The sequence below is a fragment of the Spirosoma humi genome, assembly GCF_054776575.1.
Genome location: NZ_BAAHBR010000017.1, coordinates 1 through 26,662 on the forward strand (window position 1 = coordinate 1; position 26,662 = coordinate 26,662).

The 26,662-nt window shown below is 45.8% G+C and carries 8 protein-coding genes; 3 read left to right on the forward strand and 5 right to left on the reverse strand.

The genetic code is table 11. The features are described 5' to 3' along the window. From ACYU8Y_RS22295 to ACYU8Y_RS22305, 3 genes are all read right to left on the reverse strand, one after another. Positions 1-693: hypothetical protein (locus ACYU8Y_RS22295; RefSeq protein ID WP_460940343.1), on the reverse strand; the 693-nt coding region annotated here is incomplete at its 3' end. 1,196 nt (positions 694-1,889) lie between these two features. After that, positions 1,890-2,843: a phytanoyl-CoA dioxygenase family protein gene (locus ACYU8Y_RS22300; RefSeq protein ID WP_460940344.1), complete on the reverse strand. Its 954-nt coding sequence runs from the start codon at positions 2,841-2,843 to the stop codon at positions 1,890-1,892. Between the two features lie 175 nt (positions 2,844-3,018). Beyond that, complete coding sequence (locus tag ACYU8Y_RS22305) at positions 3,019-15,186, reverse strand: amino acid adenylation domain-containing protein (protein ID WP_460940345.1); 12,168 nt, start codon at positions 15,184-15,186, stop codon at positions 3,019-3,021. Between the two features lie 2,679 nt (positions 15,187-17,865). Between ACYU8Y_RS22305 and ACYU8Y_RS22310 the strand changes: the two genes are divergently transcribed. The 3 genes from ACYU8Y_RS22310 (at position 17,866) to ACYU8Y_RS22320 (ending at position 22,525) form a co-directional block, all read left to right on the forward strand. Further along, positions 17,866-18,264: a VanZ family protein gene (locus ACYU8Y_RS22310; protein ID WP_460940346.1), complete on the forward strand. Its 399-nt coding sequence runs from the start codon at positions 17,866-17,868 to the stop codon at positions 18,262-18,264. A 254-nt stretch (positions 18,265-18,518) separates the two neighbouring features. Further along, a complete protein-coding gene (locus tag ACYU8Y_RS22315) occupies positions 18,519-21,074 on the forward strand; it encodes a glycosyltransferase (RefSeq protein ID WP_460940347.1) in 2,556 nt (851 codons plus the stop codon). A gap of 173 nt (positions 21,075-21,247) precedes the next feature. After that, on the forward strand, positions 21,248-22,525 hold the full coding sequence (locus ACYU8Y_RS22320; protein ID WP_460940348.1) for a glycoside hydrolase family 2 TIM barrel-domain containing protein: 1,278 nt from the start codon (positions 21,248-21,250) through the stop codon (positions 22,523-22,525). A gap of 149 nt (positions 22,526-22,674) precedes the next feature. Here the strand turns inward: ACYU8Y_RS22320 and ACYU8Y_RS22325 are convergent, their stop codons facing one another. Then, entirely contained in the window at positions 22,675-24,684 is a 2,010-nt protein-coding gene (locus ACYU8Y_RS22325) for a c-type cytochrome (protein WP_460940349.1), read from the reverse strand. A gap of 6 nt (positions 24,685-24,690) precedes the next feature. Next, positions 24,691-26,622, reverse strand: coding sequence for a family 16 glycoside hydrolase (locus ACYU8Y_RS22330; protein ID WP_460940350.1), 1,932 nt, complete (start codon positions 26,620-26,622; stop codon positions 24,691-24,693). Positions 26,623-26,662 lie beyond the last annotated feature (40 nt).

Consider the following 26,662-nt stretch of genomic DNA (forward strand, 5'->3'; position numbering starts at 1 on the left):
CAGCGAAGGCGGCAGGGTGAAGTCCACTTTGTAGGGGTTCACCCGGGTGGTGGTGGCCCACTGGCCCGCTGCGTTGGGGGGCTTGATGTAGACATTGGCGGAGGAGGTGCCGTTGTTCTGGGCCAGGTTTCGGCCGAAGACGGAGAGGGTGGCTGCTTGGGGTGCCTTGTCGGGCCCCAGCCACCAGGCGTCGGTTTTGTTGAGGGCGATGGGGCTGCCATAGCCACTTTCATTGCCCGGCCAGATCAGGTACATGCTCCAGGGGGGAAGGTTTTTGGGCAGGGTGATGAGGGCTTTGTCGTCATCGATTCGCTGGATGCTGGCCTGTGTGGTGGTTCCGTTGGCGGTCATCAGGGTGAATCGGGTGTCTTTGGCGTGCTGGTCTCCCTGGTATCGGGAGAAGTTGGCGCCGGTGATGACGATGGATTCGTCGGGAGCTGCGGTTCGGGTCCACTCGGCGCAGGCGGGTGCGTTGGGGTTGGGCGAGCCGCTGAAGTTGCTGGAGAAGGCCTCCCCTGGAGCCGCAGGGGCGGGGTTGGGGGTAGTAAAATTGGAAAAGGCAGGGAGATTGTTTTGCGCCTTAGCTTGCTGAACCAGCACAAAATTTACACTAATAAAAATCCAAATTGAAGCGAGCTTTGATTGAATTCGGTACGTTTTCGACGTACCGTTTTGATTAAAATGAATTACCATTTGAGGGTGGGTTAAATTTGAAAGATTCGTACTGCACCTGAAGGCGTGATTGGAATGATTCGGCGTTTATTGACTGGTTTTACACAAATTCAAGTATATACTATATCTGTCTTCAGTGTATAAAATGCGAGACTTACTAAAAAGGAACAAATGAGGTTATTGGTCTTTACTATATTGTAAGTACATAGTATGTTATTTATTATTTATTTACCACGGATACAACGGGTAAATAATGTAGTAACATCTATGTGAAAATGCTGATTCAAGAGGAAGTGTCTACCTTAACTGAATAGTAGATATCGCCCATCAGAATAGGTTTCAAATGGAATCTGAACAAGCGCCCTTAAAAGAATCATTAAGTGTGGGTAAGTGCTCTCTTTGCTGCCAACATGATGACCATGGGCTTGGCTTTTATAAGAAGCGTTGCTAGCGGTAAGCCGACGATTTACTTTATAATGTAGATAAGATAACAATTTGATGAGATAATTACTGTTAACAGTAATTTGTGAAGGCGCAACATATTGATTCGTTAATGTTGACGCCAACTGCCAGCTTGTATGCTGTTTTACCGTTGTAAGGCTGATAATAAATAAGCTATGGTAGCTTGGGCTAGTATTATTAATGGCCTTTCTAAGCACTTTAGAGCGAATAAAGTAAACAGTTCTATTTAGTTTGTCTTGATGAACTATGTTTTTACCAAAACATTCTTACAAAGAAAACTGGAACAGTTTGTTTATTAAACGGTAGGTAGATTAAAAAGAGATTAAAAATAAAAAAATCATATGAAATAATGACTTGCCTGTGAACAAATCTAGTTTGGAATAAGTTATCGAGGGTTAATTATTGGGATATACTAAATACTCAAATAGTATACACTTATAAGTAGCTAGATGAAAAGGTGGTCAACTCCCGCCAAAGCTTATCGAGTCGTCTTGTGAATTTGTATCGTAGTTAAATTAGCTTTAATGATATACTTCTAGTTTAATCATTCTTTTTCGAAAGTCACATAATCAATTATGGGAAGTTGTGTACATATCCCTCAAGCCAGACTTGCCCAGTTGAGCCGCTCATATGAGCGGCTCAACTGGGCAAGTCTGGCTTGAGGGCTTTATTTATCTAGAACTTAATATAAATAATATCTAATTATGTAGCCGGGTTTGATGCGTATTATCCTTTTTCAAAGCCTGTTTAACTTACTAGTACACCCGATTTTTGATTGAAGTTAAAATGGAGCCGGGTAGTAAACCTTTAGCCATAGATATCATTAAACCTCGTAAGGCTTTTGGCAAGATGTTTTTTTGTAATGAAAATATATCTTTAGGCAGCATAGTTGCTACAGATGTCTGAGGAAGAGCTGGATAATCGGATTTTGTTCCAAAACCTAAATAGCTCAAAATGTCTGGATTCCTGTCGTTAACAAAAGAAGGATTTATCAGCAGTGTCTCTCCATGGCCTGTATGAGCCTCTGAAATTTCATCAACTTGAAAAACGAATGTGTGCCTTTTGAAGCCAGCTCGGTTAAACGGTTCTGCGCGGTGTATTAAGTGGGAATTACAGATTATCAATGTACCCTTGGGAGCCCGCACAGAAACAACTTTGTCGGCATAGTTCTGTTCGATAAAATTATCAGAAAAAAAACGCTCCGTGTTTTCGTGCGACCATTTGTATGAATCAGGAACTAGCTGAAATGGATTTGTATCCGAGACATCAGAAAGGTAAAACAGAAATACAATTCCGGGTAGATTGTGCTTGCCCTTAAACGAGTATCCAGAATGAAGGTTATTATCGGTATGCCATGGCAAGTGCGCTCTCGTGTGTGTTTCGAATAAACGCTGATTACTGACTTTGAACGGTCCATCGAAGTAATTTTGGCAAATGGCCCTTATTTTTTCGGATGTTATTATGTCGTAACACTGCTTCGACACGGCAAGTGTATGTGATAAGTAATTAGCCCAGGAGGCCCGAACAACACCTACATCATTATTATTAACTAAGTAGTCATCTGATATTATTTTGTTAACAATTTCCGATAATATATCTGCCCTTACAGCCTCTTCGAAAATATAATACCCTTTATTATACCTAAGTTCATGGGCGATTTTCTTAGGGTCAGACTGATCAAAAGTTGAGGTAAATAGTTGAGGGATCATAGTAATCAAAATAAGATTAAATAAAATACTGAATTAATGACGCTGTAGAGCAGCCAGATTAATTAATCCAGCTGCTCTACAAGTAGTGTTTGGTTAAGGTATGAATACCATATTCCCTGATTATACGGAACAGTATCAATTATCAATACCATTTAGGTGCGCTGCCTAAGTGAGTTCAGCACACAGACGTCATTTCGAGCGGAGCAACAATGGGTTTGTCAGCGTTATCTAAGACATTCTGTAGGATGCGAGCAAATTCCTTGTCATGTGGTGGTGAAAAAATAGTAAAGTGATCTCCCGGAATTTCATAAATATTGATCCCATTTAAGGCAAAGGGCTTCCAGCCGTAATAAGAAAAGTCATTCCGGTAAAACGCCTGCTTTTTAGCCCTGAATAAGTCAATTGCGATGCCCTGAGAAGTCGGGCGGTATTTACGGAGGGCTTGCCGATAAATATTTTCAAGTATGGGGAATTGGCCTGACTCTGTCTGAAAGTGATCGTCGGGGCGTTTTATCTTCCACTGTAAGTTCCTGACTTTGTTTGCAAAAGAAGCTTTATTGTAGGTAATCGTTTGTTTTGGGTTCTCGACAAACGATTTAAGCGTATAGGCTACTTTGTTTATGGTTAGCTGACTATTTTTTACCGTTCTGCGAAGCCAGGGAGCAAAGTGATAGTTGTCATCGACGGCTGAATCGAACATGGCTAACGTGCTTATTTGCTTACCCCGTTCGATTAACTGTTTTGCCATCTCATAAGCAATCTGACCGCCCAACGAATATCCTGCTAGCGCGTAAGGTCCATGGGGGTTTTGCCTTATAATCGCGTTGACGTAAGAGGACGCTATTTCTTCCACTTTGTCAAGCGGTTTGTCCTTACCGTTCAGTGCGGTTGGCTGTAAGCCATAAACCGGCTGATCAGGGTCCATATGCATGGCTAAAGAATTAAATAACAGAACCTGTAATCCCGCTCCATGCACAATGTAAAGCGGAGTTTTGGTGCCACTGGTCTTGATGGGAATCAATGAATCTACGGGTGTGACAGTGCGGTCTGTTTGGAGCAATTGAGCAAGTTCTGCGATGGTCGAATGTTCGAGCAGAGCCGATAAGGGTAATCTCTTACCCGTCTCTTTCTCCAGACGGACCATGATATGAAGGGCGATCAGCGAGTGCCCACCAAGTTCGAAGAAATTATCGAATATGTTTATTCTGTCTAATTTCAACAGGTCAGTCCATACAGTCGCTACCCGCTTTTCCAGATCGTTGCGAGGACCTGTATACGTCTCTTTGCGTATTGATTTTTCCGGGTTGGGGGCAGGGAGTGCCTTGCGGTCTATTTTACCGTTCGGTGTCAGGGGAAGCTTAGATAAGACAACGAACTGATTAGGTACCATATAGTCTGGTAAGGACATCTTGGCCCGTTGTTTCCACTCCTGAATTTGTTCTGGAGAAATGGCCTGATCGGGTTTGAATGGGTTCCGAACAAAGTCCATTATAGACATATAACTGAATTTGGTAGATTCTGGTGGGCTAGGAATCGTGTTGGCATGTTGAGCAGGAATAAACACGACATCAAAGCACCGGTCGGTCCCATTGTTAGCCCATCGTATGTGTGTTTTGATGTTGAGTCGTTCACCCAACTTTCGAAAAATGTCCGGATCAACGCCTTCGTCGAGCGGTTGAATCCGTTGCTTAACTTCGGCTAGCGATAGCTTCTCGTCGAGGTGTTCGACCGCCTGAAACAAGGCATAGTCCGACGCAGTTCGCTGGTTAGCTACCGCTTTTAGCTCAATTACCCGGTTTTCATTTGCCCTTAATGCCGCTTCCAGATCATCTAGTGTGTAGGCTGGGTTCCAATGAATCGTTTGCTCCGGATCAATAATTCGGGGCGATTCGCCGACGTATAACCAAACATCGTAGTGGTATTTGGTCGCTTCATTGATATAACTTCCTTCACGTAGCTGAACGTCAACGCCTTTAATGGCGGGTATAAGCTCGGGAAGTCTGTAGAAGAAAGCGGTATCAGCCATCATCTCGTCTTCCAGGAAAATTCGCCGGTCGATAATCTGCTTAAATTTCTGAAGAGTTGTATCTGAGGCTGAGCGTGAAAACTGATCCGCCGTGTGAAGCATTTTCAGGGTGCTTTTCGTTTGCATGTCACCAATGAAAATACAGCCTCCTGTAGACATGACGGTGACGGCTTGTTCAAGCACCCGCATCAGGTAGTTAACGTCCGGAAAGTATTGAGCCACACTATGCATCAAAACCATATCCAGCGGCTCTCTGACCAGGGAGAAGTCCCCTGCCGGGGCCGTGTCAACGGATACATGTTGCCAACGATCCGGTTGAATAGCCATTTTTTGCCGTACTGTATGGATAGCAGACTCTGCATAATCGATTCCGATGTACTGGTCGGCATTGGGAGCCAAGGCAAACAAGAGCGGTCCAACTCCGCAGCCGATTTCCATGATGCGTCGGGGGTTCAGCGCCCTCACGCGTCTCAGTGTTTGCTGTTCCCATTCCTGAACCTCGAACTCAAACCCCTCTCGACCGCTGACCTGCGCGGTAATTCCTTCCCCCGTGCGGTAAATCCGATCCCACTGTTCGTGCCAGCTGGGCACTTCGTCACTATCCAAGACTGACTCCGGAACGACATACGCTACTAGGTGCTGATCGCCCGGGTAGTCTTCACGCGCTATGACAACTGCTTCTTTGAGGCCCTCGAACGTATTAAGCGTGTTCTCAATTTCGCCGAGTTCAATGCGGTAGCCCCGGATTTTAACCTGGTGATCAAGGCGGCCCAGGCACAGGATTTCGCCGTTTTTCATGAATAAACCCAGATCGCCCGTTCTGTACATTTTGCCCGTCTTGGACTCACTGAAGGGGTTATTGACAAATTTCTCCGTGGTCAGTTCCGGCCGGTTGAGATACCCCTGTGCAACGCCGTCGCCAGCGATATAGATCTCCCCTTCGATGCCTTCAGCGACTGGCTGCAGCGATGGGTCCAGTATGTAAACCTGGGTATTGTTAATTGGACGGCCAATGGTGATGACGGGATCGGTGGCCAGAATCTGTTTACCCGTGGAGTAGATTGTCGTTTCCGTTGGGCCATACATGTTCCAGAGCCTGTGGCAGCGGGGAATCAGTTTTTGAGCTAAATCTTTCGACATTGGCTCTCCGCAACACAGAATGTTGAGCGCAGACCCGCCAGGGGTAGTCGTTGGCTCCCAGCCCGCATCCAGCATCATCTTATAGGTGGCCGGTGTTGCCTGGATCAGCGTAATTGGCTGCTCCTGAATGATTTGCACTAAAGCACGTCCGTCTCTGGCGGTTTCGGCATCGGCTAAGGCTACAGCGGCCCCGGCAATAAGGGGTAAGTACAGCTCCAGGCCCGCAATATCGAACGAAATGGTGGTGACTGCCAGCAGAACGTCATTCGTTTGAATGCCGGGCACCGCACGCATACTCCATAGTAGATTGACGATATTGCGATGCGTAATCAATACGCCCTTGGGCTTGCCCGTAGAACCGGATGTGTAAAGCACATAAGCCAGATCACTACCCGAGACGGTAACATCGGGGTTAGTTTTTGGATACTGACCCGACTCGGCTAGCCCGGTCTCTATCAATACCTGCGCTGTCGTATGAGTTAATCTTCGACTGTGCTTTTGGGATGTAATCAGGAGTTTAGCCGCCGAATCGGATAGCATGAACGTAATGCGGTCCTGCGGATAAGCAGGATCAAGGGGAATATAGGCCGCGCCGGCTTTCATAACCGCCAGCAATGTGATTATCATATCGGGTGAGCGGTCTAAAGCTACGCCGACTAAGTCGCCGACCCGGATGCCTTGCTGGACGAGATAGTGAGCAAGCTGGTTTGCTCGTTCATCCATAACATGGTAACTCACTTGCTGTCCGTTGAACGTAATGGCCGTGTTATCCGGATATAGCGTTGCGGTTTGGGTAATTAATTGGGTCAGCGCTACATTGCGGGGATAATCGGCTTCGGTTTGATTCAATCGCGCTAGTTGAGCGAGCCGTTCAGAATCGTAAAAAGTGGGTACCGAGCCGATGCGGACGGAGGGGGCAGCCACTAATACCCTAAGCAATTGCTCAAATTCACGCATCAGGCGATCGATGGTACTCGCCTTGAATAGGTGCGTATTGTAGGACCATTCCAGCGTCATGACGGATTCGGCGTCAGTAACATTAAGGAATAGCTCAAAGTTTTCGTACGCGCGCGGATTACTGGTGATTGTCTGGTACGTAAGTCCGGCAAAGTCGACTCCGATTGCCTTACCCATGTCGATGTTGAATACGACAGGCACTAGGGGTACTCTCGATGGATCGCGTGGCAAATTTAATTCCTTCAGCAAGCTGCCAAACGTAATTTGTTGCTGTTCGTACGCGTCGAACAGCGCCGTTTTGCGTTGCTTCAAGTAATCCAGAAAACGGTCGTCAGCGTTTACATGACTACGCAGGGGTAGCATATTGACGCAATGGCCTACTAACCGGGTGTTTCCCGTAAATGACTGCCCAGCGGCCGGTAAGCCCAGCACCAATTCCTGTTGGCCGGTCAGGCGGTACAGGAATACCTCGAAAGCCGCCATCAGTGTTGTTACAAAGCTGCAACCCGCTCCCAGGCCCATCTGCTTTATAGACGCCACCAACTCAGGGTCTACCGCGTAGTCGATGCGATTACCCTGATAAGTGCGCAAAGCCGGGCGGGGCACATCTGTTGGCACGTTGAGGATGGGTACGTCATTGGCGTACTGATTGAGCCAGAATTTTTTAACCGGCTCATAAGCTTTGCTCTTTATGAACCGGGCTTGTTCGAGAGCGTACTGACCAAACGATAGAGCTGGTGGGAGGTCAATCGAACTGCCCTGGAAATGAGCTGAATATAATTTGCCTAAATCCTGCAAAATGACGTGCATCGACCAGCCGTCAATGATAATGTGATGGCCCGTTAATACTAAGTAATGCTCATCGTTTGACAGTTTGAGTAGACTGATTCTGAAGAGAGGGCCATTTGCTAAATCGAATACATGCCGAATTTCTTGCCCGACGTAATCCCGGACCAACTGGTTGGCGTCATTGGCTGTTTCATGGGAGAAGTCTTGATAAAGAAGGCCATTGGTCGCCTGAGCCAGGAAACAGATGTGTTCACCATCCCCACTGAAAACAGACCGTAGCACTTCGTGGCGCTGGAGTAATTCCTGCATCGCACGATCCATCGCCGTTCGGTTGAGCGCTCCCTGGAATCGAATCGAATTCGATTCGTTATAAGACCGGTTGGCGTCATCACCTCCTAATTGACAAGCCATCCAGATTTCTAACTGCGGTTCGGTCGTGGGGGCTAAACGGCTGATTTTAGGACCGGCGAATGGGTTATAGTCGACAATGGTAAAGTGCGCTTCATGCCGAATAAGGCCCTCTGTCTCAACCCGCATAAATCGGCCAGATGAATCCGGACTGGACATAAACCAACCTGGGTTACCGTATGGGTCCCGGCCGATTTTTGCGCCGGGCACAGGGGGCTCAGGTGTGTTCGGATTGATCTGTTTCGTATCTGCGGTCGACTCATAACCCGACGTGAGGGCTGAGGAGGGTTTGAAAAAGCCTGCCGCCATCAACTGGTGTGTGCTTTCAATAAACAGGCTGATTACCCGGTCCAGTTCGGCATCGGTATGCGCTTCGGTTATATAGCAGGCGAAACCGTCCCAGACATGAACGCCTTTTTCGCGCATCAATGTGAAGAGCAGTTCGCTGTATGGAATTTCTTCTTTATACTTGATTTTCCAGAGCGAACCGAACTGAGCTACGTACATTGGTAACCGAAGTCGCTCAAACTCGGCGTTTAGCGTATTCGCCACCCGCTCCCCTTTCGCATTAAGTGCCTGCTGCAACGCCGGGCCTTTCGCCTTCATATATGTCAACGATGCCTTCGCAGTGGCCAGCGCCAGAGGATGTCGAACGAATGTGCCCGCAAAATAGGTAACGCCCACTTCAGGAAACGAATCATCGCCGTACTGCCAGGAACCGCCGTCTAATGCGTCCATAAATCTCTTGTCGCCTGCAATGACACCGATGGGAATACCAGCCGCTATAACCTTGCCATAGGTAGCGACGTCGGCCTTGATGCCGAATAAGGCCTGCGCACCGCCGGGATGTAGCCGGAAACCAGTTATCATCTCGTCGAAAATCAAGGTCGTTCCCGATGCCGCCGTAATGGCCCTGAGTTGCTTCAAAAACTCGACTGGTCGAAATTCAGGACGGCGACTTTGGACGGGCTCCACCAGGACGGCCGCCAGTTCGTGCGCTCGTTCGCGAATGATTTGCAGACTTTCGTCGGTGCCGTAGTCTAAAATCAGCATGTTCTGCACCGCTTCGGGCATAATGCCCGGCGCGGCTGGATACGATTTTAGTTTTTTGCTGCCCCGAACAATGACCTCGTCTACAATACCATGATACGAACCGGAAAAGGCTACAATAAGGGATCGGTTGGTTACGGTTCGTGCGATCCGCATAGCGCCCAGCACAGCTTCCGAACCCGTACTGCATAATGCAGCCCGGTCGAAACTCGTAAACTCGCAGAGCAGCTTACAAACTTCCCCAGCCAAAGCATGCTGCGGTCCGATTTCAAATCCATTAGCAGCCTGCTGCATCAACGCATCCATGACGGTTTGTGGTTGATAGCCAAGCATAGTTGAACCGAATCCGCTCAGAATGTCAATATATTCGTTCCCATCAATATCCCACAGTCGGCTACCTTTTGAGCGGTCAACGACAATTGGGTAAACGATCTCTTTGGTCATCGGCCTGAAGCCCGTAACGGCCCGGGGATCGGCCATATGGGAGCGGTGTTCCTGCGTATAGGCTTTGCTACGCCCTGTCTTTGAGGTATACCGTTGGATAAGCTGCGTTAGAAACTCCTGTTGTTGTCGGGTGAGTTCGGTCGCCTGCCGCTCAATACGGGCGGCTGCACCAAATGGTTTCCTGATTTCAGTGGTTTCTTCCGGACTTAAATCCGGCGATTTTATTGGCGCAGATTTACTTTGGTCACTCCTTACGGACGGGAGGGCCGTTTCGGACATTGACTCAAGGCCGCCATTCTTCATGACGGCAACCTGCTGCGACAGAATGTGCAGTTGCTGGGCCATTAGGTCCAGCACGGTATGTCCCTGGGCTGAAACGGCACTAGTACTGCCATAGGGCGCTATTGGCGCTATCGGTGCTGTAGTTGGCTGAGCAATTACCTGAGGTTGGTAAGCATCGGCGGGCAAGGCCTCATCGAGGTAGGTGACCAGGGAGTCAAGCGTAGCGTAATCCTCATTCAACTGTCTGAATGTAATGGGAAGATCAAATTGCTTTTTTAAGGTAAGGGATAGTTGCGTAAGCAGTAATGAGTCAAATCCAACTTCTAAAAAACTCATATCAGGCGTTACGCTTTTCATCTCAATGCCAGAGGCATCTTCCAGTATTTGCTTGACTTTATTTAGTAGTACATCTTTTCTCATCGTAAGTGGATAGACCTGTTGTTGAGTCGGAAATTTGTTTGGAGTCTCCTGGGCCACCGGTACAGTTGGTAAAATGTCAGTTAGTTGCGGCACTTTGTGTACAGAATCAACCCAGCAACGCTTCTTATCGAAAGCATAGGTTGGTAGGTTTACTTTGACCCGATTTTGATTGGTGTAGAAAGCCTGCCAATCCGGTTCCAAACCCTTTAGCCATAGCTGCCCCAGGCTTTTGAGCATTAATTCATAATCAGATTTGCCCTCTTTAGTATCTAAGCTGCCCAGTATCGTTACTGGCGCGGACCCTGTCTGATGGCGAGCGAATGATGCGGTGGCGTTACCAGGGCCAACCTCCAAAAAAATGGGTTGATTTTGCGTTAGAATGAAATCAAGGGCATCCGAGAAGCGCACTGTCAAACGTAAGTGCATGGCCCAATAATGTGGATCGGTAGCCTGGGAATCCGTTAACCGGACGCCACTTACGGTAGATATAATCTGTTTAGTTGGTGCACTCAAGGCAACATCCGCGACTACTTTTTCAAAATCAGCAACGACGGGTTCCATCATAACTGAGTGAAAAGCATGACTGGTTAACAAAACGCGGTTGGTTATTTCCAGCCCGTCTAAAGCGCTGGCAAAATCAGCAATATCTTCATCATGACCGGCAACTACGCATAGCTTGCTGCTATTTATGGCGGCAATAGACAAAGGTTCGGGCATTAGGGCCCCAATTTTATCGGCTTCGAGTCTTACGGAAAGCATGCTTCCGCGAGGAAGCTCACTTACCAATTGGCCACGAATAGCAATCAACTTTAACGCATCGGCTAGTGTAAAGACACCCGCTAAATGAGCTGCTACAAACTCGCCGATACTGTGCCCACAAAGTATGGACGGATTAATGCCCCAGCTCATCCATAATTTTGCCAAAGCGTATTCCGTAATAAACAAGGCAGGTTGGGTAAACCGCGTATTTTGTAAGCGCTCCTGTTCGCTTTTATTAATCGTTTCGGAATAGATGATCTGCCGGATATCTGTGTCCAGATGCGACTTGAGCAACTCGGCACATTCATCTATGGCTTGCCGGTATACAGGTTCGTTCTGGTATAGTTCATAGCCCATATTAGGGTACTGCGACCCCTGACCAGGGAACATAAAGACGATTTCTCCTGGTGCTTCTTTTAAGACATTTGTGTTTAGTGAAGAAGCGTTGGCTGTATGGATTTTTTCGATTAATTCATGTCCGGTAGTGGCTACCACAAACCGGCGGTAATTGAAATCAGACCGTGCCGTTTGCAAGGTAAAGGCAATATCCGCCAGATTACATGGATCATTCTGTTGACAATAAGCAGCTAAACGTTGCGCGTAAGTGTCGAGGCTATTCGCTGATTTTGCCGACCAGGCAATAAGCTGATGTGGCCTGCTCTTAGCTGTCGTTACCGTGTTGGTTGCCTGTTCAACTTCTTCTAAAACGACGTGCACATTCGTTCCACCTACGCCAAAAGAACTAACGCCTGCTCGTCGAATAGTCGCTGATTCCCAGTTTTTTAAGCTTGAATTGACATAAAAAGGGCTACGGCTGAAGTCTATATTAGGGTTTGGCGTTTTGTAAAACAATGACGGCGGAATTTGCTTATGGTATAAGCTCAAAACAGTTTTTATAAAGCCTGCAACGCCCGCAGCTGCCACTAAATGTCCTAGGTTACTTTTGATAGAGCCTACAGCACAAAATTGGTTTTTCTCCTGAATATCAAACGCTTTTTTTAGGCCTTCTATTTCTATTGGATCGCCCAATGGCGTAGCAGTACCGTGAGCTTCGACATAAGAAATAGACGAGGGGTCTACACCCGCATCTTGTAACGCCATTTTAATAGCTCCGGCCTGCCCTTCTGAACTAGGAGCAGTAAAACTCCCTTTTCCTCCACCATCGTTGTTTACTCCGACGCCCTTGATAACAGCATAAATAAGGTCACCGTCTTCTTCGGCCTGCTCTCTGCTTTTCAACAAGACCACACCAGCCCCATCACTAAACACGGTTCCCTTTGCATCTATATCAAACGGCCTACAGTGGCCATCATTACTTAACATAGAACCCTCCTGATATAAATGGCCGCTGTTGACCGGTGCTGTGATTGTAGCACCCCCAGCCAGCGCCATAGTACATTGGCCTTTTCGAATGCTCTCAACTGCTTGCGCAATAGCTAATAAGGAGGTAGAACAGGCAGATTGTACGGTAACAGCAGGACCTTTTAAATTCAATGCATACGCTGTGCGGGATGAAATGTAATCCTTATCGTTAAAAGTCATTACATTGAAAAAACCAGCGTCGTCAATTAAGTCTGGATTGGGTATAATATTATTTAAGTAATAAGAATTAAAGCGGCATCCGGCAAAAATTCCAATCGTACTCTTGTCTTTCTCCGGCACATATCCCGCGCTCTCGAGGGCCTCCCAAGCAATTTCTAAAAATACCCGCTGCTGGGGGTCCATCAACTCCGCCATCTTTGGGTTAATGCCAAAAAAAGCCGGATCGAACTGGTCAACATCATCTACTATACCTCGGGCTTTTACATAATCTGGATCAGATTTTAACTTTTTTGGTATGCTTGGGTCTAATTCCTGATCAGAAAAAAAACGAATTGTTTCTCTTCCCGCTCTTAATACGTCCCAAAGCTCTCCGATTGTCGTAGCCCCTGGAAACCGCCCTGCCATACCAATGACTGCAACGTCGTCTGTGGGCTTATTGATAACTCGTTCGTTCGTAGGATTTTGTGGCTTATTATTAGCCTTGTTTTCTAACGATTGGCTACTTTCTTTAATGGTAGGATATTGATATAATGCCGTAATCGGAAGTTGATAATTATATAGATCTCTTAGAGAAGATATGAATTTTATGGCTAATAAAGAATTTCCTCCTAATTCAAAAAAATTATCATCTAAACCTACTTCATCTACTTGTAGTAATGATTTCCATAAACCGGCAATTTCTTTTTCTAGATTAGTTTCAGGTGCTCTATATACTGTTGTTAGTTCACGGTTTTTTAATTGTAAATTATTTAGTGATTTATAATCTATTTTTCCACTATTGTTTAAAGGGAAATTATCCAGCTTAATTATATGAGAGGGCACCATGTAATCAGGTAGCTTACTCTTTAGATATTGTTTAATAGATGTGCTGTCTAACTTATTGTTAGTCAATACATAAGCGATTAGTTGTTTGTCTTTGAATTGATCTTCTCTAGTGATGACAACGCACTGGTTAATTAATGGATGCTGATTGAGCGTATGTTCAATCTCACCCAGTTCAATACGATATCCTCTGATTTTTACCTGATTATCTAGTCTGCCTAAATAGTCTATATTACCGTCTGCTGATACCTTGGCTAAATCGCCTGTCTTGTACAAACGTGAGCCGTTTGGATCGAATGTATTTTCTATAAACTTGGTCTCGGTAAACGCTGCATTGTTCAAATAGCCTCTGGCTACTTGAACACCACTAACATGTAACTCACCCGGTACGCCAGCCGGAGTTACTTTGTTAAATTCATCTAGGATGTATAGTTGTGTGTTCGGAAGTGGCTTTCCAATTGGTAGATAAGATGAATATTCTTTTTCACAATCATACGTATGGTAGCTTACATTGATTGTCGTTTCTGTTGGTCCATATTTATTGTAGAAGCTGACATACTGGCTCCATTGCTCTGCCAGCTCAACTGGACATGGTTCTCCTCCTGAACAAACTCGTCTTAAGTTAGCATAAGGCCGAGGTTTTATTGTTCTCAAGAAGGAAGGCGTAGTTTGAAAGTGGGTAATTCCTCCTTCTTCAATTACTTTTTCTAATTTGTGAGGATCTAGTTGATCATCTACAGACAGTAAGACTATACTACTTCCACTTATCAGAGGAACGAAAATTTGCTCAACCGATGCATCGAATGTGTAGTTGGCCAGCACCAATTGCTTATCGGAGCTATCAAATCCAAAGAGGGTAGAATAACTGCTAATTTCATTCGCCATGGATTGATGTTCAATCATGACGCCTTTTGGCTGGCCGGTCGAACCAGATGTGTAAATCACGTAAGCCAAATTCTGCGCAGTTAAAGCAGTGTTTGGTGCCTGTATTGATTCCTGGGCTATAGTTTCCCAATCCTTGTCGACACAAATTAAGTTGGTAGGATTGACCAGTCCTGCCAGTGACTCACTTGAGCGAGCATTGGTAATCGTCACGTCTCCCTTTGTATCGGACAGAATATATTTTAGCCGTTCCTCAGGGTAATCTGGCTCAATTGGCACATAGGCTCCACCAGCTTTGAGAATAGCCAGTAGGCCCACAATCATTTCCAGCGAGCGGTTTATACATATTGGAACAAGTGTTTCTTCCTTTACATTATGCTTCCTAAGATAATTAGCAAGTTGGTTTGATCTTTCGTCTAATTGCCGATACGTAATAGATTTATTTTCAAAAACTACGGCTACATTTTCTGGAGTCTTCCTGGCCTGTCTGGCAAAAAGATTTATTATTAATTTGTCATCATTAGTTGTGAATGAATCTTGTAATTCAGGTTTAGGTAATTCATTTACTACAATTTCTCCATTAGTAGTTTTGGGGAATTCGCTTACCCAGATGAAGTGAGCCGGTACCATACAACTAGGGAGCTGCTGCTCAATTGCCGTGCGAATTCTTATAATGTCTGTTTGGGCTTCGTTGGCAATCAGGTAAGCAACTAATGTCTCTTTCGCTAAATCATCTTCCCAAGATACTATATGAGCCTGCCGTATGCCAGGTTGTTGTAATAAAGCATTCTCAATTATATCAATATTGTATAGTTCTCTCATGGATTTTAAGTTTATTGGTATTTTTAAATAGGCTTACACTGGTGTGTGAAAAATTAACAGTAGTGAAAAAATAAAAAATAAAACCATAGAGTAGAATTTCATCATTGAAATCGTGCGTTTATCATTTATCATTAACAATGTATGCACAAATTGCAATGCTGTAGTTTGTTTTTTTGGTAGACTAGGATTTAATGTATTTATTTTACTAAACATTCTAATTTAATCTTTTTTAATATTGAATTATTGATCTAATGAAAAAGTAGTTAAGCAGTTGGAGATAATATTTTATGTAAAACTAAAATGAATAAACTAGTATGAGTTAATGATTGATTTTTAGCTGCTTAACTACTTGATTGTTGGATAAAAAGAGGAAGGTTTTTATTAAGTTTCTTTTGCAAGGTATAAGGTAACTTAGGGAAAGTTTTGTTCAAATCACCATAATTTCCTGAGAAGATATTCTCTAAATGGTTAGGAAAATAGTCTACTTATACTCCTGTCGGCTATAAATATAATATCTGCAGTCAACGAGTAATCGAATATTCTTTTGATGCATAATTACTGATACAGTTGTACGTATTTTTGATTCAACGGTGATATACTCTGTGCGTGGTTCCGAATATTTATCGACAACGAGCCTTTTAGATGGTCATTATAGGCCTATCGTACGTGTGCATGAATTTACTTCTGCGAACAAGAGTAAAGACGCGGGCATTATTGATACAATATTGATTGGTAGCGAGTCGAAATAGAGGCTGTTGATTAAAATAATTCCTTTCGCAAACCGTGCCAATTATTGGATGAATCGTATCTGGCGTCACATCCTTAAAGGGCAGATAGTCTTCGGATTGACCAGTCTATTTTAGGAGTCGTTTGTCGTTAAGCAATGATATTGCCTGGGTAGGTAGGCTTGATAAGCACTTCGCTTACTCTCTGTGAGATCTGTAGGTAACTTAGGCTCTGCAAGCGTACAAGTAAAAGGATGATTCATAAGCAGTACGAATTGATACCACTTCTTTACTAAGCGATTAACGGAGCTGTTCGAGAAGCGCAATCTGATAGATAAAAAGACTTACTACAAGACTACTTGATTGACATTTAACAAGCAAATTTAAGTGCTGATTTTCAGATAGTTATCTAATTTAAGAAACTAATAAACTTTTATAGCTAAATGAAGAACAAGTTTAGATTTAAATGATCGGGGTTAAAAAAATATGTTTCTTTAAGTAGTCTTTGGTAAATATGGGAGCATAATAAATTGATAGTTAATAACTATGAGTATCTTATTGTGGGTGTTTAATATAAAATTTCTATTTGCCTTACCATGGCGTAAATATGGCATTAAAAGAGAGTTATTTATGGCGTAATATATTGATCATCAATGATATAATCCAATTAGTAAAATTTTTAAACTTTATTTTGGCCTAGTAAACAACGCTGTTGATTTGGTTTTGGTGATACTAACCAATTCTGCATTTTTAGTGCCTTATATTACAGCTACGGTTCTCTTTATTTAGGTGACAATTATTCATTCATACATTCGGGATTTACTGACAGACTAGCGTTCAGGAAGTGAAACGCTAATTTTTTTAAGGTTGTTGAAATGGCTTGAATCCGCTTTAGTCGCCCCATCATTACTTTAGCGGTAACCGTTTATCTATGCTGATCTGATTACAGACGTGATTAGGATGAAAAAAGCTCTTGGCAGAATTTTAACGTCACACCATTCTCACATTTCTGTGTTTGAAAAAGATCCCGGCCATGAAACTGTCCTGACAGCTAACGTTTCAACTGCCCTGACAATTCGGTTAGACGTTTTAAAACAAGTACTCTCTGACTGACCTCTTAACAGTCCACAAATTGAGGATACCTCACAAACGTCCGGTTATAAATCGTTGAGCGGCCTAAAAATGGAAGTATCTCAATAATTAGAGTGTCTATTGCTCTTTAAACCGGATGGGCTTTGATACGTTACGGGCAATTTTCCATCATCCGAGAACGGGATATAGTACAATTATTGTAAGAGATACTAAAGCAAGTGAATGTTTCATGGAGTACAAGAGGCAATATTACTATCTTCGCTATCATCGAGCCTTTCTGAATGAAAAGTAATTTTGTGGATTAAGTAATTTTGAATTTATACTAGTTATCGATATTTGGTTTTTATTAATTTTATATTCAATTTAATGCTACTGGGCTTACTATAAGGTAGCCTAAATTATATATGGCTGTCAGGTTATTATTTACGGGAATATACCATATGATGTGATTGGAGAAATTGGTAATTAGTAATTTACCTGAATCGTAATATCTATAAACAATCATTTTGTTGCCAAAATCGACTTAATGTATGTCAGTGCTTGGTAAATCTATGTTAATTAGTAGTCTGGTTTTCAGGATTTAACCCTTTTTAGTGATAGGCGTATCGAAAAAATGTTTTTTATGATTACTTTTAATAAATTTACCGAGATATAATTACAGTATTTAATCAATCCAGACACTAATTCACTTCTGCTGAGGTCAGAAAAATTAGCTTAAATGAATAGGACACGGGTTATGATTTTCAGTAGAGAAGACATTGTTGTTAAAGCTATACGTAAGAAAAGTTATGCATGAATTTCTGTTTTAAGATCGAATAGTTGATTAGTTTTAACCAACTTGTATTCATTTATATATTGATACATGCGTACAAATTTTGTTAGCCTGTTGGTCGCTGCTGGCGTTGCGTTTACTTTATACTTGAGTTGGTTACCTAAACCTCAGTTAGGTCTGATGTGGTTTATCCCAGACTGGTTGGCAACATGGACAGATGCTAACGAAAATGAAACGCTACGAACGGGTGTCCCCTTTGTCATATTGGGACTTATTATAGGCAGCTGGCTACAGAAAATGAATTACTCCTGGTATTACTGGGCTGCTTCCTGGTTAGGTTTGGTGACCGTTGTTCTTCTTGCCGAGACAGGGCAATTGTTCTTACCACAACGACGCTTTGATTGGTGGGATGTTATTTGGGGCGCTACAGGTGCCATACTTGGCTTAAGCAGCGCCATTTTCGCTAAGCGTTTGAAAGCCATGCTGTAAGTAACTAATACACTGGATCATTAAACCATTTGAAACGCATGAGCCTTCTACAAGCCTCAAAAACCAGCTAATCCGCGCTGTTTATTAATCTATATAGAAAATAAGGATACACGTTGACTTATTGATAAAGTATACATGTATATACTGACGCTGAGTGTCGAGGATGTGCGTAAATGAGAGATGCCAATAAGAGAGTCAGTCTTCAGTGAGAGATAGATGTTAATAGCTAGTAAATACTAAACTCATACATACGAATGAAATGGCCTACCTATACTGATTGTTCACCAAATAAGCTTTATAACTTTTCGTCTAAACCAGGGGATAATCGGCCGGTTCAATTATTGATTATAGCCGGATTACTATTTATGGCTGTGTTTTTAGCCGTTTACTTTCGACCCGAAAATCAGGAGTATTCCTGGCTATTTGGCCTGCTTACAGTCTCCGTTGCCTTTAAGTTACTTCGACTTCTGCACGAGTGGTATCATTACTGGAAAGTGATTCCATCGACACCTCCACCATTAACCAGAACTTGGACAATTGATGTGTTGACAACTTACTGCCCTGGAGAGCCTAAGGGAATGGTTATCAATACGTTGAAGGCGATTCAGAGGTTGCCTTATCCACATACGACCTATCTTTGTGATGAAGCGGATGACCCTTCTTTAAAGCAGGTGTGCGTTGATCTGGGGGTTCGGCACGTAACCCGAGTAGAAAAAAGTAAGGCAAAAGCAGGTAATATTAATAATGCCCTCCGTGAGGCTACCGGCGAAATTTGCCTGGTCATTGATCCTGACCATATACCAGTACCTGACTTTATCGATCATGTTTTGCCTTATTTCGAAGATCCAGACATAGGATTTGTGCAGTGTGCTCAGGGCTATTATAACCGTAACGAAAGCATTGTCGCGTATGGGGCCGCCGAGCAAACGTATAGCTTCTACGGTCCCATGATGACTTGTATGGGAAACTATGGCACGGCTCAGGCCATTGGCGCTAACTGTATGTTCAGACGGGCGGCCCTTGACTCTATAGGTGGGCATGCTGATGGGCTTTCGGAGGATATGCATACTGCTATGCAACTACATGCTAAGGGCTGGAAGTCTGCCTACGTGCCGTTGCCTCTTTCTTATGGATTAGTACCGGCTACGCTCTCCGCTTATTATAAGCAGCAACTTAAATGGTCACGTGGCACGTTTGAACTTCTGTTTATAACCTATCCTAAATTATTCAGCCGCTTTACCCTGCGTCAACGATTTCACTATGGTACTTTACCGCTCTATTACCTGGTGGGTTGTATCCAACTTATTGATCTGCTCATTCCTATTGCGTCGCTTGTGTTGATGCGACTTCCCTTGCAATTGGACTTATTGTTATTTGGTAGCGTTTATATACCTCTGTTACTGACAAGTTTTTTAATTCGTCAATACGCGCAACGATGGCTAATTGAGCGTCATGAGATAGGCTTTCATCTTATCGGTGGTATTTTGGCAAGTGGTACTTGGTGGGTGTATGTGTTAGGGCTGCTTTACACAATTTTTCGCGTAAAAGTGCCTTACATACCTACGCCCAAAGACGACCGTCCTCAAAATAATTTCCTCCTTGTGTTGCCTAACATACTAATGTGTCTATTGACGCTTGGTGCTATTGGCTTTAGTGTTTATTGGTATGGGCGGTTTACTGTGCACAACGTGTATGCCCACCTAATGATTGGCTTTGGCCTGTTAAACGCGCTGATTTTAAGTTTAAATGTACTTATCGGCCAGGAAAAGGTAGTGCTCTGGTTACGCAATTTGCTGAGTCGACTAGCGCTCAATCATCCACTGTTTTTTCGGACGATACGTGTTACTTTCTGGAGTTCCCTTTACGGTTTTTATTATCGGTTGCGTTCGTCAACCATACTAGTATTTGGTGGAGTCCTGGTACTGACGGTAGGGATACTATTTTTTTCGCACTACAAAAAAATGGCTTCTTATCGTCAAGACCTGCGCTATGCAAATACACAATCCTTTTATTTTGGCTTGACTTCAGGACCAGCGCCCCAGCCAAGTACGATCGCTTCATCCGTTCCCATAGTTCCTTACCATCTGACTTGGCCAACGAATGCTCACTCAGTAATTCGTGAAACACACTGGTCGGATAAAACCAGCCAGATACCCTTACTTTATATTGAACCTGGAACTGCCCAGGCCACAGGGGATGTGAATGTTAAATCCTTTCTTCGTAGCATTCTCAAAGGCGAACTTGATACCGTTCTGAATCGTTTTTCCCAGGATGTTAAAGGCTACGGACGACCTGTAATGGCCAGTTTTATGCCGGAGTTCGACAACCTGAACAAGCCGTGGGGTGTTGGGCAAGAAGAATCATTAATTCTATGTCGCCGAGCCTGGCAGTATATAGTGCATTTCTGCAGGGCACAGCAGGCCGACAATGTAGCCTGGGTTTGGTGTCCCTCCATTCCCTATACGTTAGCTACCCATTATCCGGGGGATGAGTACGTTGATTGGCTCGGCTTTTCCGTTATCGATAATCCACTTGTTTCTTCCGATCACAAGCGTCATTCTTTTGCCGCTCATTTTCAGGTTCCGTATAAAACTGTGCGTATGCATGAATCTTATAGTATTCGCCAAAAGCCAATTCTGATCACATCTTTAGGTTCAGAAGCAGGGGGAGAAGAAGCCCAGCATTGGGAAACGGAAGCTATCAATATAATACAAGAACGTTATCCCGAGATTCGAGGTATTATGTTCGCTGACCAGTCACATTTACGAGCGGACATAATCCAAACGATGAACATGCAATCCTCCAGATAGAAGTCTTCAGCGAGGGGAAATTACAAACTCAATTTTAGTTGTATCTGTCTAGTCTATAGCACGTTGTTGTGTAGAGATACTTTATACTCTTTTCTGATTTAGAAATGCCAATGTCCAGTTGTTCATGCCATTTTTTACGGTCAACCTGGTTTCTTACTGTACTGTTATCTGGATTGCTCACTGGATGCCAGCCAGCCAAACAAAGTCGACCAACAGTAGCGGATAAGGCGACACTTCCTACCGCCGTTCATTTCAACGGTACTTCTTATGAATTGCTGCGCTATGGTAAACCCTATTTCATCAAAGGTGCAGGTGGTGTTAGCCATTTTGAGCAACTAAAAGACTGTGGTGGAAACTCTGTTCGTATTTGGGATGATATTGACGCGGAGCAAATTTTAGATGAAGCCCAACAGTTGGGGCTAACCGTAATGTTTGGTTTGTGGGTTGAGCGGCAGAGTGAGGGCTTTGATTACTATGATCGTAAGGCTATTGAACAGCAGCATGAGCGCATTCGTAAAACGATCATCAAATATCGAAATCATCCAGCGCTACTTTTTTGGTGTATAGGAAACGAAGTGACCTGGGGAGCCGATAATATTAATGTTTATGATGAAGTAAACCGTCTGGCTAAGCTGGTTCACGAACTTGACCCCAGCCACCCCGTAAGTACCGCCATAATGGCGCCTACCGAAAGAGCCATACAATTGATTAGTGATCGTTGTCCAGACGTAGATATTTTGTCAATTAATAATTACGCCATGAAGGATGAAATGAGTACATTCTTCGGCAAAGATGGCTGGCCAAAACCGTATATTATCTCAGAATACGGTGCCCAGGCTTACTGGGAGACCCCTGTAGCTCCCTGGGATGCCCCCGATGAACCTAACAGCCAGCAGAAAGCAGCGTATGTTCGACAGTACTACACCAAATACATTGGGTCTCGTCCGCTTAACTGCTTTGGAGGGTACCTTTTTTACTGGGGCAGCAAGGTTGAAGAATCACACACCTGGTTTAGTGTATTTGATGAGGATGGACATGAAACGCCGATAGTAGGTTTGATGAAGGAACTATGGTCAGCCCAACGACCAGCAAATCAAGCTCCCGTAATACAGTCGTTGCGTGTGGATAAACAGGTGATCTCACATGGATCGTTTGCTCCTACGCCGAATCCTCACCAGGCTGATATACAAGTTATTGACCCAGATGGCGATTCGCTGACTTACTATTGGGAAATTAGGCCTCGCTTTGATCCGAAAATCTTTAAGGTGGCTACTCCTCCCTCTTCCAATATGCAGCACTTACTGGCAGGGGCCAATTCATCGCGTGTTCTTTTCAGGCTTCCTCAAAAGCCAGGCGCTTACCGCTTATTTATACATGTTTATGATACGCATAAGCATGTAGCTACAGCTAATTTTTCGTTTGAAGTGAAACCCACTGAACAAATAAATTAATGCTTGTCGGAGGGAAATTACATCAAAATGGTAGTTTACCGGTACGAACTGGCTTCACCTTCCCTAACGTTAATACAAAACGCGCATAAGAGCTCCTATGCGCGTTTTGTACTGTTCTGTCGTCTTTATTATCCTAAAATGATAACTCCTTACGGCTTGGGTTCTGATGCCGACGCACTACCGCTCGAGGTTGCCAGGGAGTTGATCCAGGCCGCTATCTTCAGCGCATCCGCTTTGGGAACCTGTGGCATAGGTGGCATTTCGGTAGAATAGTCGGGCCAGTTGGTTGGCTTTGGATTATAAATCAGGTTCAAAATCTGATCGTTGGTGTATTTGCGTTTCGCCACATCGGCGAAAGCCGGGCCCACCTGCCGTTTGTTAGCCTGATGGCAGGCCGAACAGGTGTGGCGAGTGAGTAGTCCTTTTACTTCATCGTAGGTTGGCGCTTTGGCCATCGTAACAGCCTGACCTTCCACCAACTTGGGTTTCGCACCCGTAACAGGTTTGGCTCCGGCTTTGGTAGGAGTGGCTTTTTTGCCCGTTTCAGCCGCGGCTGGTGTGGCTGGAGTAGCTGCCGAATTCCGCGTGCTTACGTCACCAATGGCTAGTTTTTCACCTTCAGGGATGTTGTTGAGCGTGTAGTAGGCAATTGGATGAACCAGCGAATAAGAACCTTCGGCACCCCGAACGCCGTCCAGCGTTAACTGGTGGATATAGTATTTACGCAAATCACCGACAATGATTCGGGCTTTCAGGCCATCGGCCGACACTTTCACCCCTTTCAGAGGTAACGCTTCTTTGTTGATCGTCGGGCTACCGTATACGGCGTGGTATTTGTACAGGAAGCTTTCGACCCGGTACGAGGCTAAATCCTCGGCCGATTTCCGATCGACGGGCTTTGTAAATTCGACTTCGAAGCCATCGGGCATGGCTTTTACCGTTCGCATTTCGAAGGGGATAGCGCCATTCCAGGCTACGCGTTGCAAGCCTTCGTTGGCTTCGCCAGCCGATCCCCAGCCCCGGTTGGTTTCGCCAACAAACAATGAGCCATCTTTCGCAAAGGCCATCCGTAGTACCCCCGATCGAAATCCATTGCGAAATTCAATAGCACCACCCTGGTATTCCCCGTTTACTTTTTCCATAAAGACCCGCGAGATTTTGCTCATCCCCTGGTCGCCAACCAGCAGTTGCCCCGAAAAAGGACCAAAGGCACCCTGAGGAATTTCCACGATTTCGGAGTTCGAGATACCCAGAATACCGTGGGGCAACCAAACGGCGGGCGTTTGCACATCCACATTGGGAAACATCTCTTTCAGGCCGTAGAGCAGGGTAGGGGTCTCGTTAACGACGTTTTCGGGTTTAATGGCCCGGCCGTTTTCGTCCCGCCGACGGCGTTCGTCGATCTTGGCCACAAACTGTTCGGTCGTGAATTTAACGGGTGAGTTGGCCAGCCCCGTCCAGCGTAAACCCGCCGGGTGACCCGTAAAGGAACCTTTCTTGACGTGGAAAACGCCCCCGGAGCCCATCCATTCGCCCTGGTTGTCGGTATAGAACAGTTCACCTTCGTAAATACCCAGCCCACAGGGAGAGCGCATACCGGTTGCCCAGGGCTGCATCGTCCCGTTTTCGCTGATCTTCATCGTCCACCCCCGCCAGGGGACGCGGCTTTCGCCCCGCCACCACTCTTCGTCGCCGAAGGCCACGTTGCCCGTTACAAAGAACTGGCCGTCGGGCGCAATTTTCGGGCCGAAACTATACTCGTGGTAGTGACCCGATAATGGCCAGGCATAAACGGTTTCGAAGATATCGGCTTTCCCGTTTTTGTCGGAATCGACCATCTTGGTGAGCTCGCCACGCTGCGCGCAGTAAAGGGCACCGTCTCTGTAGGTAAGTCCCAGAATCTCGTGCAGACCGGAGGCAAACTTTCGGAAGAAGGGCTTGCGGCTGGTTGGATTCTCGACAATCCAGACATCGCCCCGGCGAGTCGCTACCCCTAGATTACCGTCGGGCAGCACCGTCATGCCGCCCACTTCCAGCAGCGTACCTTCGGGAGCTGATACTTTCAGAATCTTGAAAAAATCTTCCTCCTTCGGCGATTCCTGAGCCAAAGCAGCCGTCAGTGTGGCGGCTGTTAGAAGCGTGGTTAGTATCTTTTTCATTCTCTTTTAGAACAAGATTGAGTAGGTCACTTTTCCTTTTACCGGAACGATCAGCTCTTGGCGGCCGTTGGCATCCCGAATGGCTGGCTTTGCGCCAGAGGCATCGTCTACCCGAACATATTCCTGTCCATCGACCAGGTACAGGCCGCCTTCTACGGGCGTAATGCTTGAGCCGCTAATGAGCCGGGCGTATAGGTCGCCAGCGGGGTTGGTGATGGTCACTTCGCGCTGAACGCCCTTGCCCTCGGGCAGCACCCGGATTTTATCGTTGATCGATGAGCCAAAGCTCTGGTAACGAAATGTAGGCAGGTCATTCTCGTCCAGCACGTAGCCTTTGGGACGGTAGCTGGAACCGGTCGTATCGGTAGCCCAGCTGGCCTGTGGCGACGCCAGTTTGCTCAGGAACAGTACTGGCGCGCCTAACCGCTGAACCATACCCATCGGCCGTGACGAACCGTCACCCCGATCGTGCCACATGGGTGTAGCGTCCAGAAACGAACCCCGCCAAACCTGGAGCAGAGCGCCTTTGTCCAGGTCGTACGTATAATGCACCTGCTCGGGGCTGCCCACTGAGATGGCATGAACCACGCGGAGTGTACGTCCCTGGCGGTCCGCCGATGCGGTATTCTTCTCACCCGGCGAATCCACGCCGGGCATGTCCATAAAGCTGCGGAGAACCGTATTATTGGGGGCGTCGATCATAATTGGGTCGACCTCTTCGCCATTGCTACCCGCACCTTCGCTGATAACAAACTCACGCACACCGGGTCCGGCTACGGTCAGGCCGAGGGCGGGCTGTGCCCAATCCACAAATTTGGCGTAGAAGAGTTCGAAGGGCAGATCGCCTTTGGGTAGGGTTACTTTGCCGCTGCCATTCCAGCCCCCTGGTCTAACCACCGACTGGTTGTTGATCTTGAGCATACCTCCGCCCCCTGGTACCCCGAGGTTGAAGCGATACTCACCAGGCTCGGCAACGCGCAACGTACCCGAGTACCGAATCAAAAACTCGTTTGGGATTCGGCTGACCGAAGCCGAAAGTACCTTCGTCGCTCCTTCCGATTCGGGTGCTGTTTTGTCGTAATCGGGTTCTTTTTCGTATTTGCCTTTGTAGACCGCGTACTTCAGATTCAGCAGTTCGGGGCGGGGTTTGTCGTAAGCAATGTAGCGGATATTCCGAAACGCTACCGCGCCGTGATCACCCTGAAAACGGAGTGGACCCGTGGGTTTCTCATCGCTGAACGCCGAGCCACGGGTAGGACCGGTCAGTTCAACATCTTCCTGGATGGGAACCCCATTCAACTCAATCCGGATCACGCGTCCATTCTCGGCCTTCTGCGGTACCCCGACGGGCCCGTTTGCACTGAAGCGTGGCGCCTGGAACGAGATTTTCATGTGCTGCCACAAGCCCGGTGCACGGCTGGCGTTCTGACGGGCCGCGTGGCCTTCGTAGCCTTTCTGGCCTTCGGGACGTTTATCGTCCCAGCGTTCGTAAACGGCTCCGTTGTCGTGCACGTTTGGCGTGCGGATATCCCAGCTATCGCGCAACTGAATTTCGTAACGGCCCTGCAGGTATACGCCTGAATTGGCTTTCGACGCCATCATGTAATCGAATTCCAGATCGATATCGCCGTGCTGAAGTGTGGTGACCAGATCGTACTTGTAGGGGTTTTTGGCATCAACGGGCATTTTTGCCAGCGGAACGTTGACTAAAATGCCGGAGCCTTTTTCGGTTGTCATGGTGTTGGCTTTGTTCAGGTCAGCCCGAACGTTGCCAACGATGCGCCAGTTGTCGGTGGGGGAGGTAAACGCACTTAAGTCGTTGAGCGGGATGGTAATACCAGGCGTTGGTGCCGGTTGAGCCATGGCCAACCCGATACCAACTGCCCAGCCTACGCCCATCGACCAGAAAAAACGGGTCGTTCTAAAGGGGGTTATCATGAAGTAAATAGTAAAGTTTTGAGGAGTGAAAATTACATTT

Coding starts and splice junctions, on each gene's coding strand:
- ACYU8Y_RS22300 (WP_460940344.1), bottom strand. CDS start 2,843: ATGATCCCTCAACTATTTACCTCAACTTTTGATCAGTCTGACCCTAAG.
- ACYU8Y_RS22305 (WP_460940345.1), bottom strand. CDS start 15,186: ATGAGAGAACTATACAATATTGATATAATTGAGAATGCTTTATTACAA.
- ACYU8Y_RS22310 (WP_460940346.1), top strand. CDS start 17,866: ATGCGTACAAATTTTGTTAGCCTGTTGGTCGCTGCTGGCGTTGCGTTT.
- ACYU8Y_RS22315 (WP_460940347.1), top strand. CDS start 18,519: ATGAAATGGCCTACCTATACTGATTGTTCACCAAATAAGCTTTATAAC.
- ACYU8Y_RS22325 (WP_460940349.1), bottom strand. CDS start 24,684: ATGAAAAAGATACTAACCACGCTTCTAACAGCCGCCACACTGACGGCT.
- ACYU8Y_RS22330 (WP_460940350.1), bottom strand. CDS start 26,622: ATGATAACCCCCTTTAGAACGACCCGTTTTTTCTGGTCGATGGGCGTA.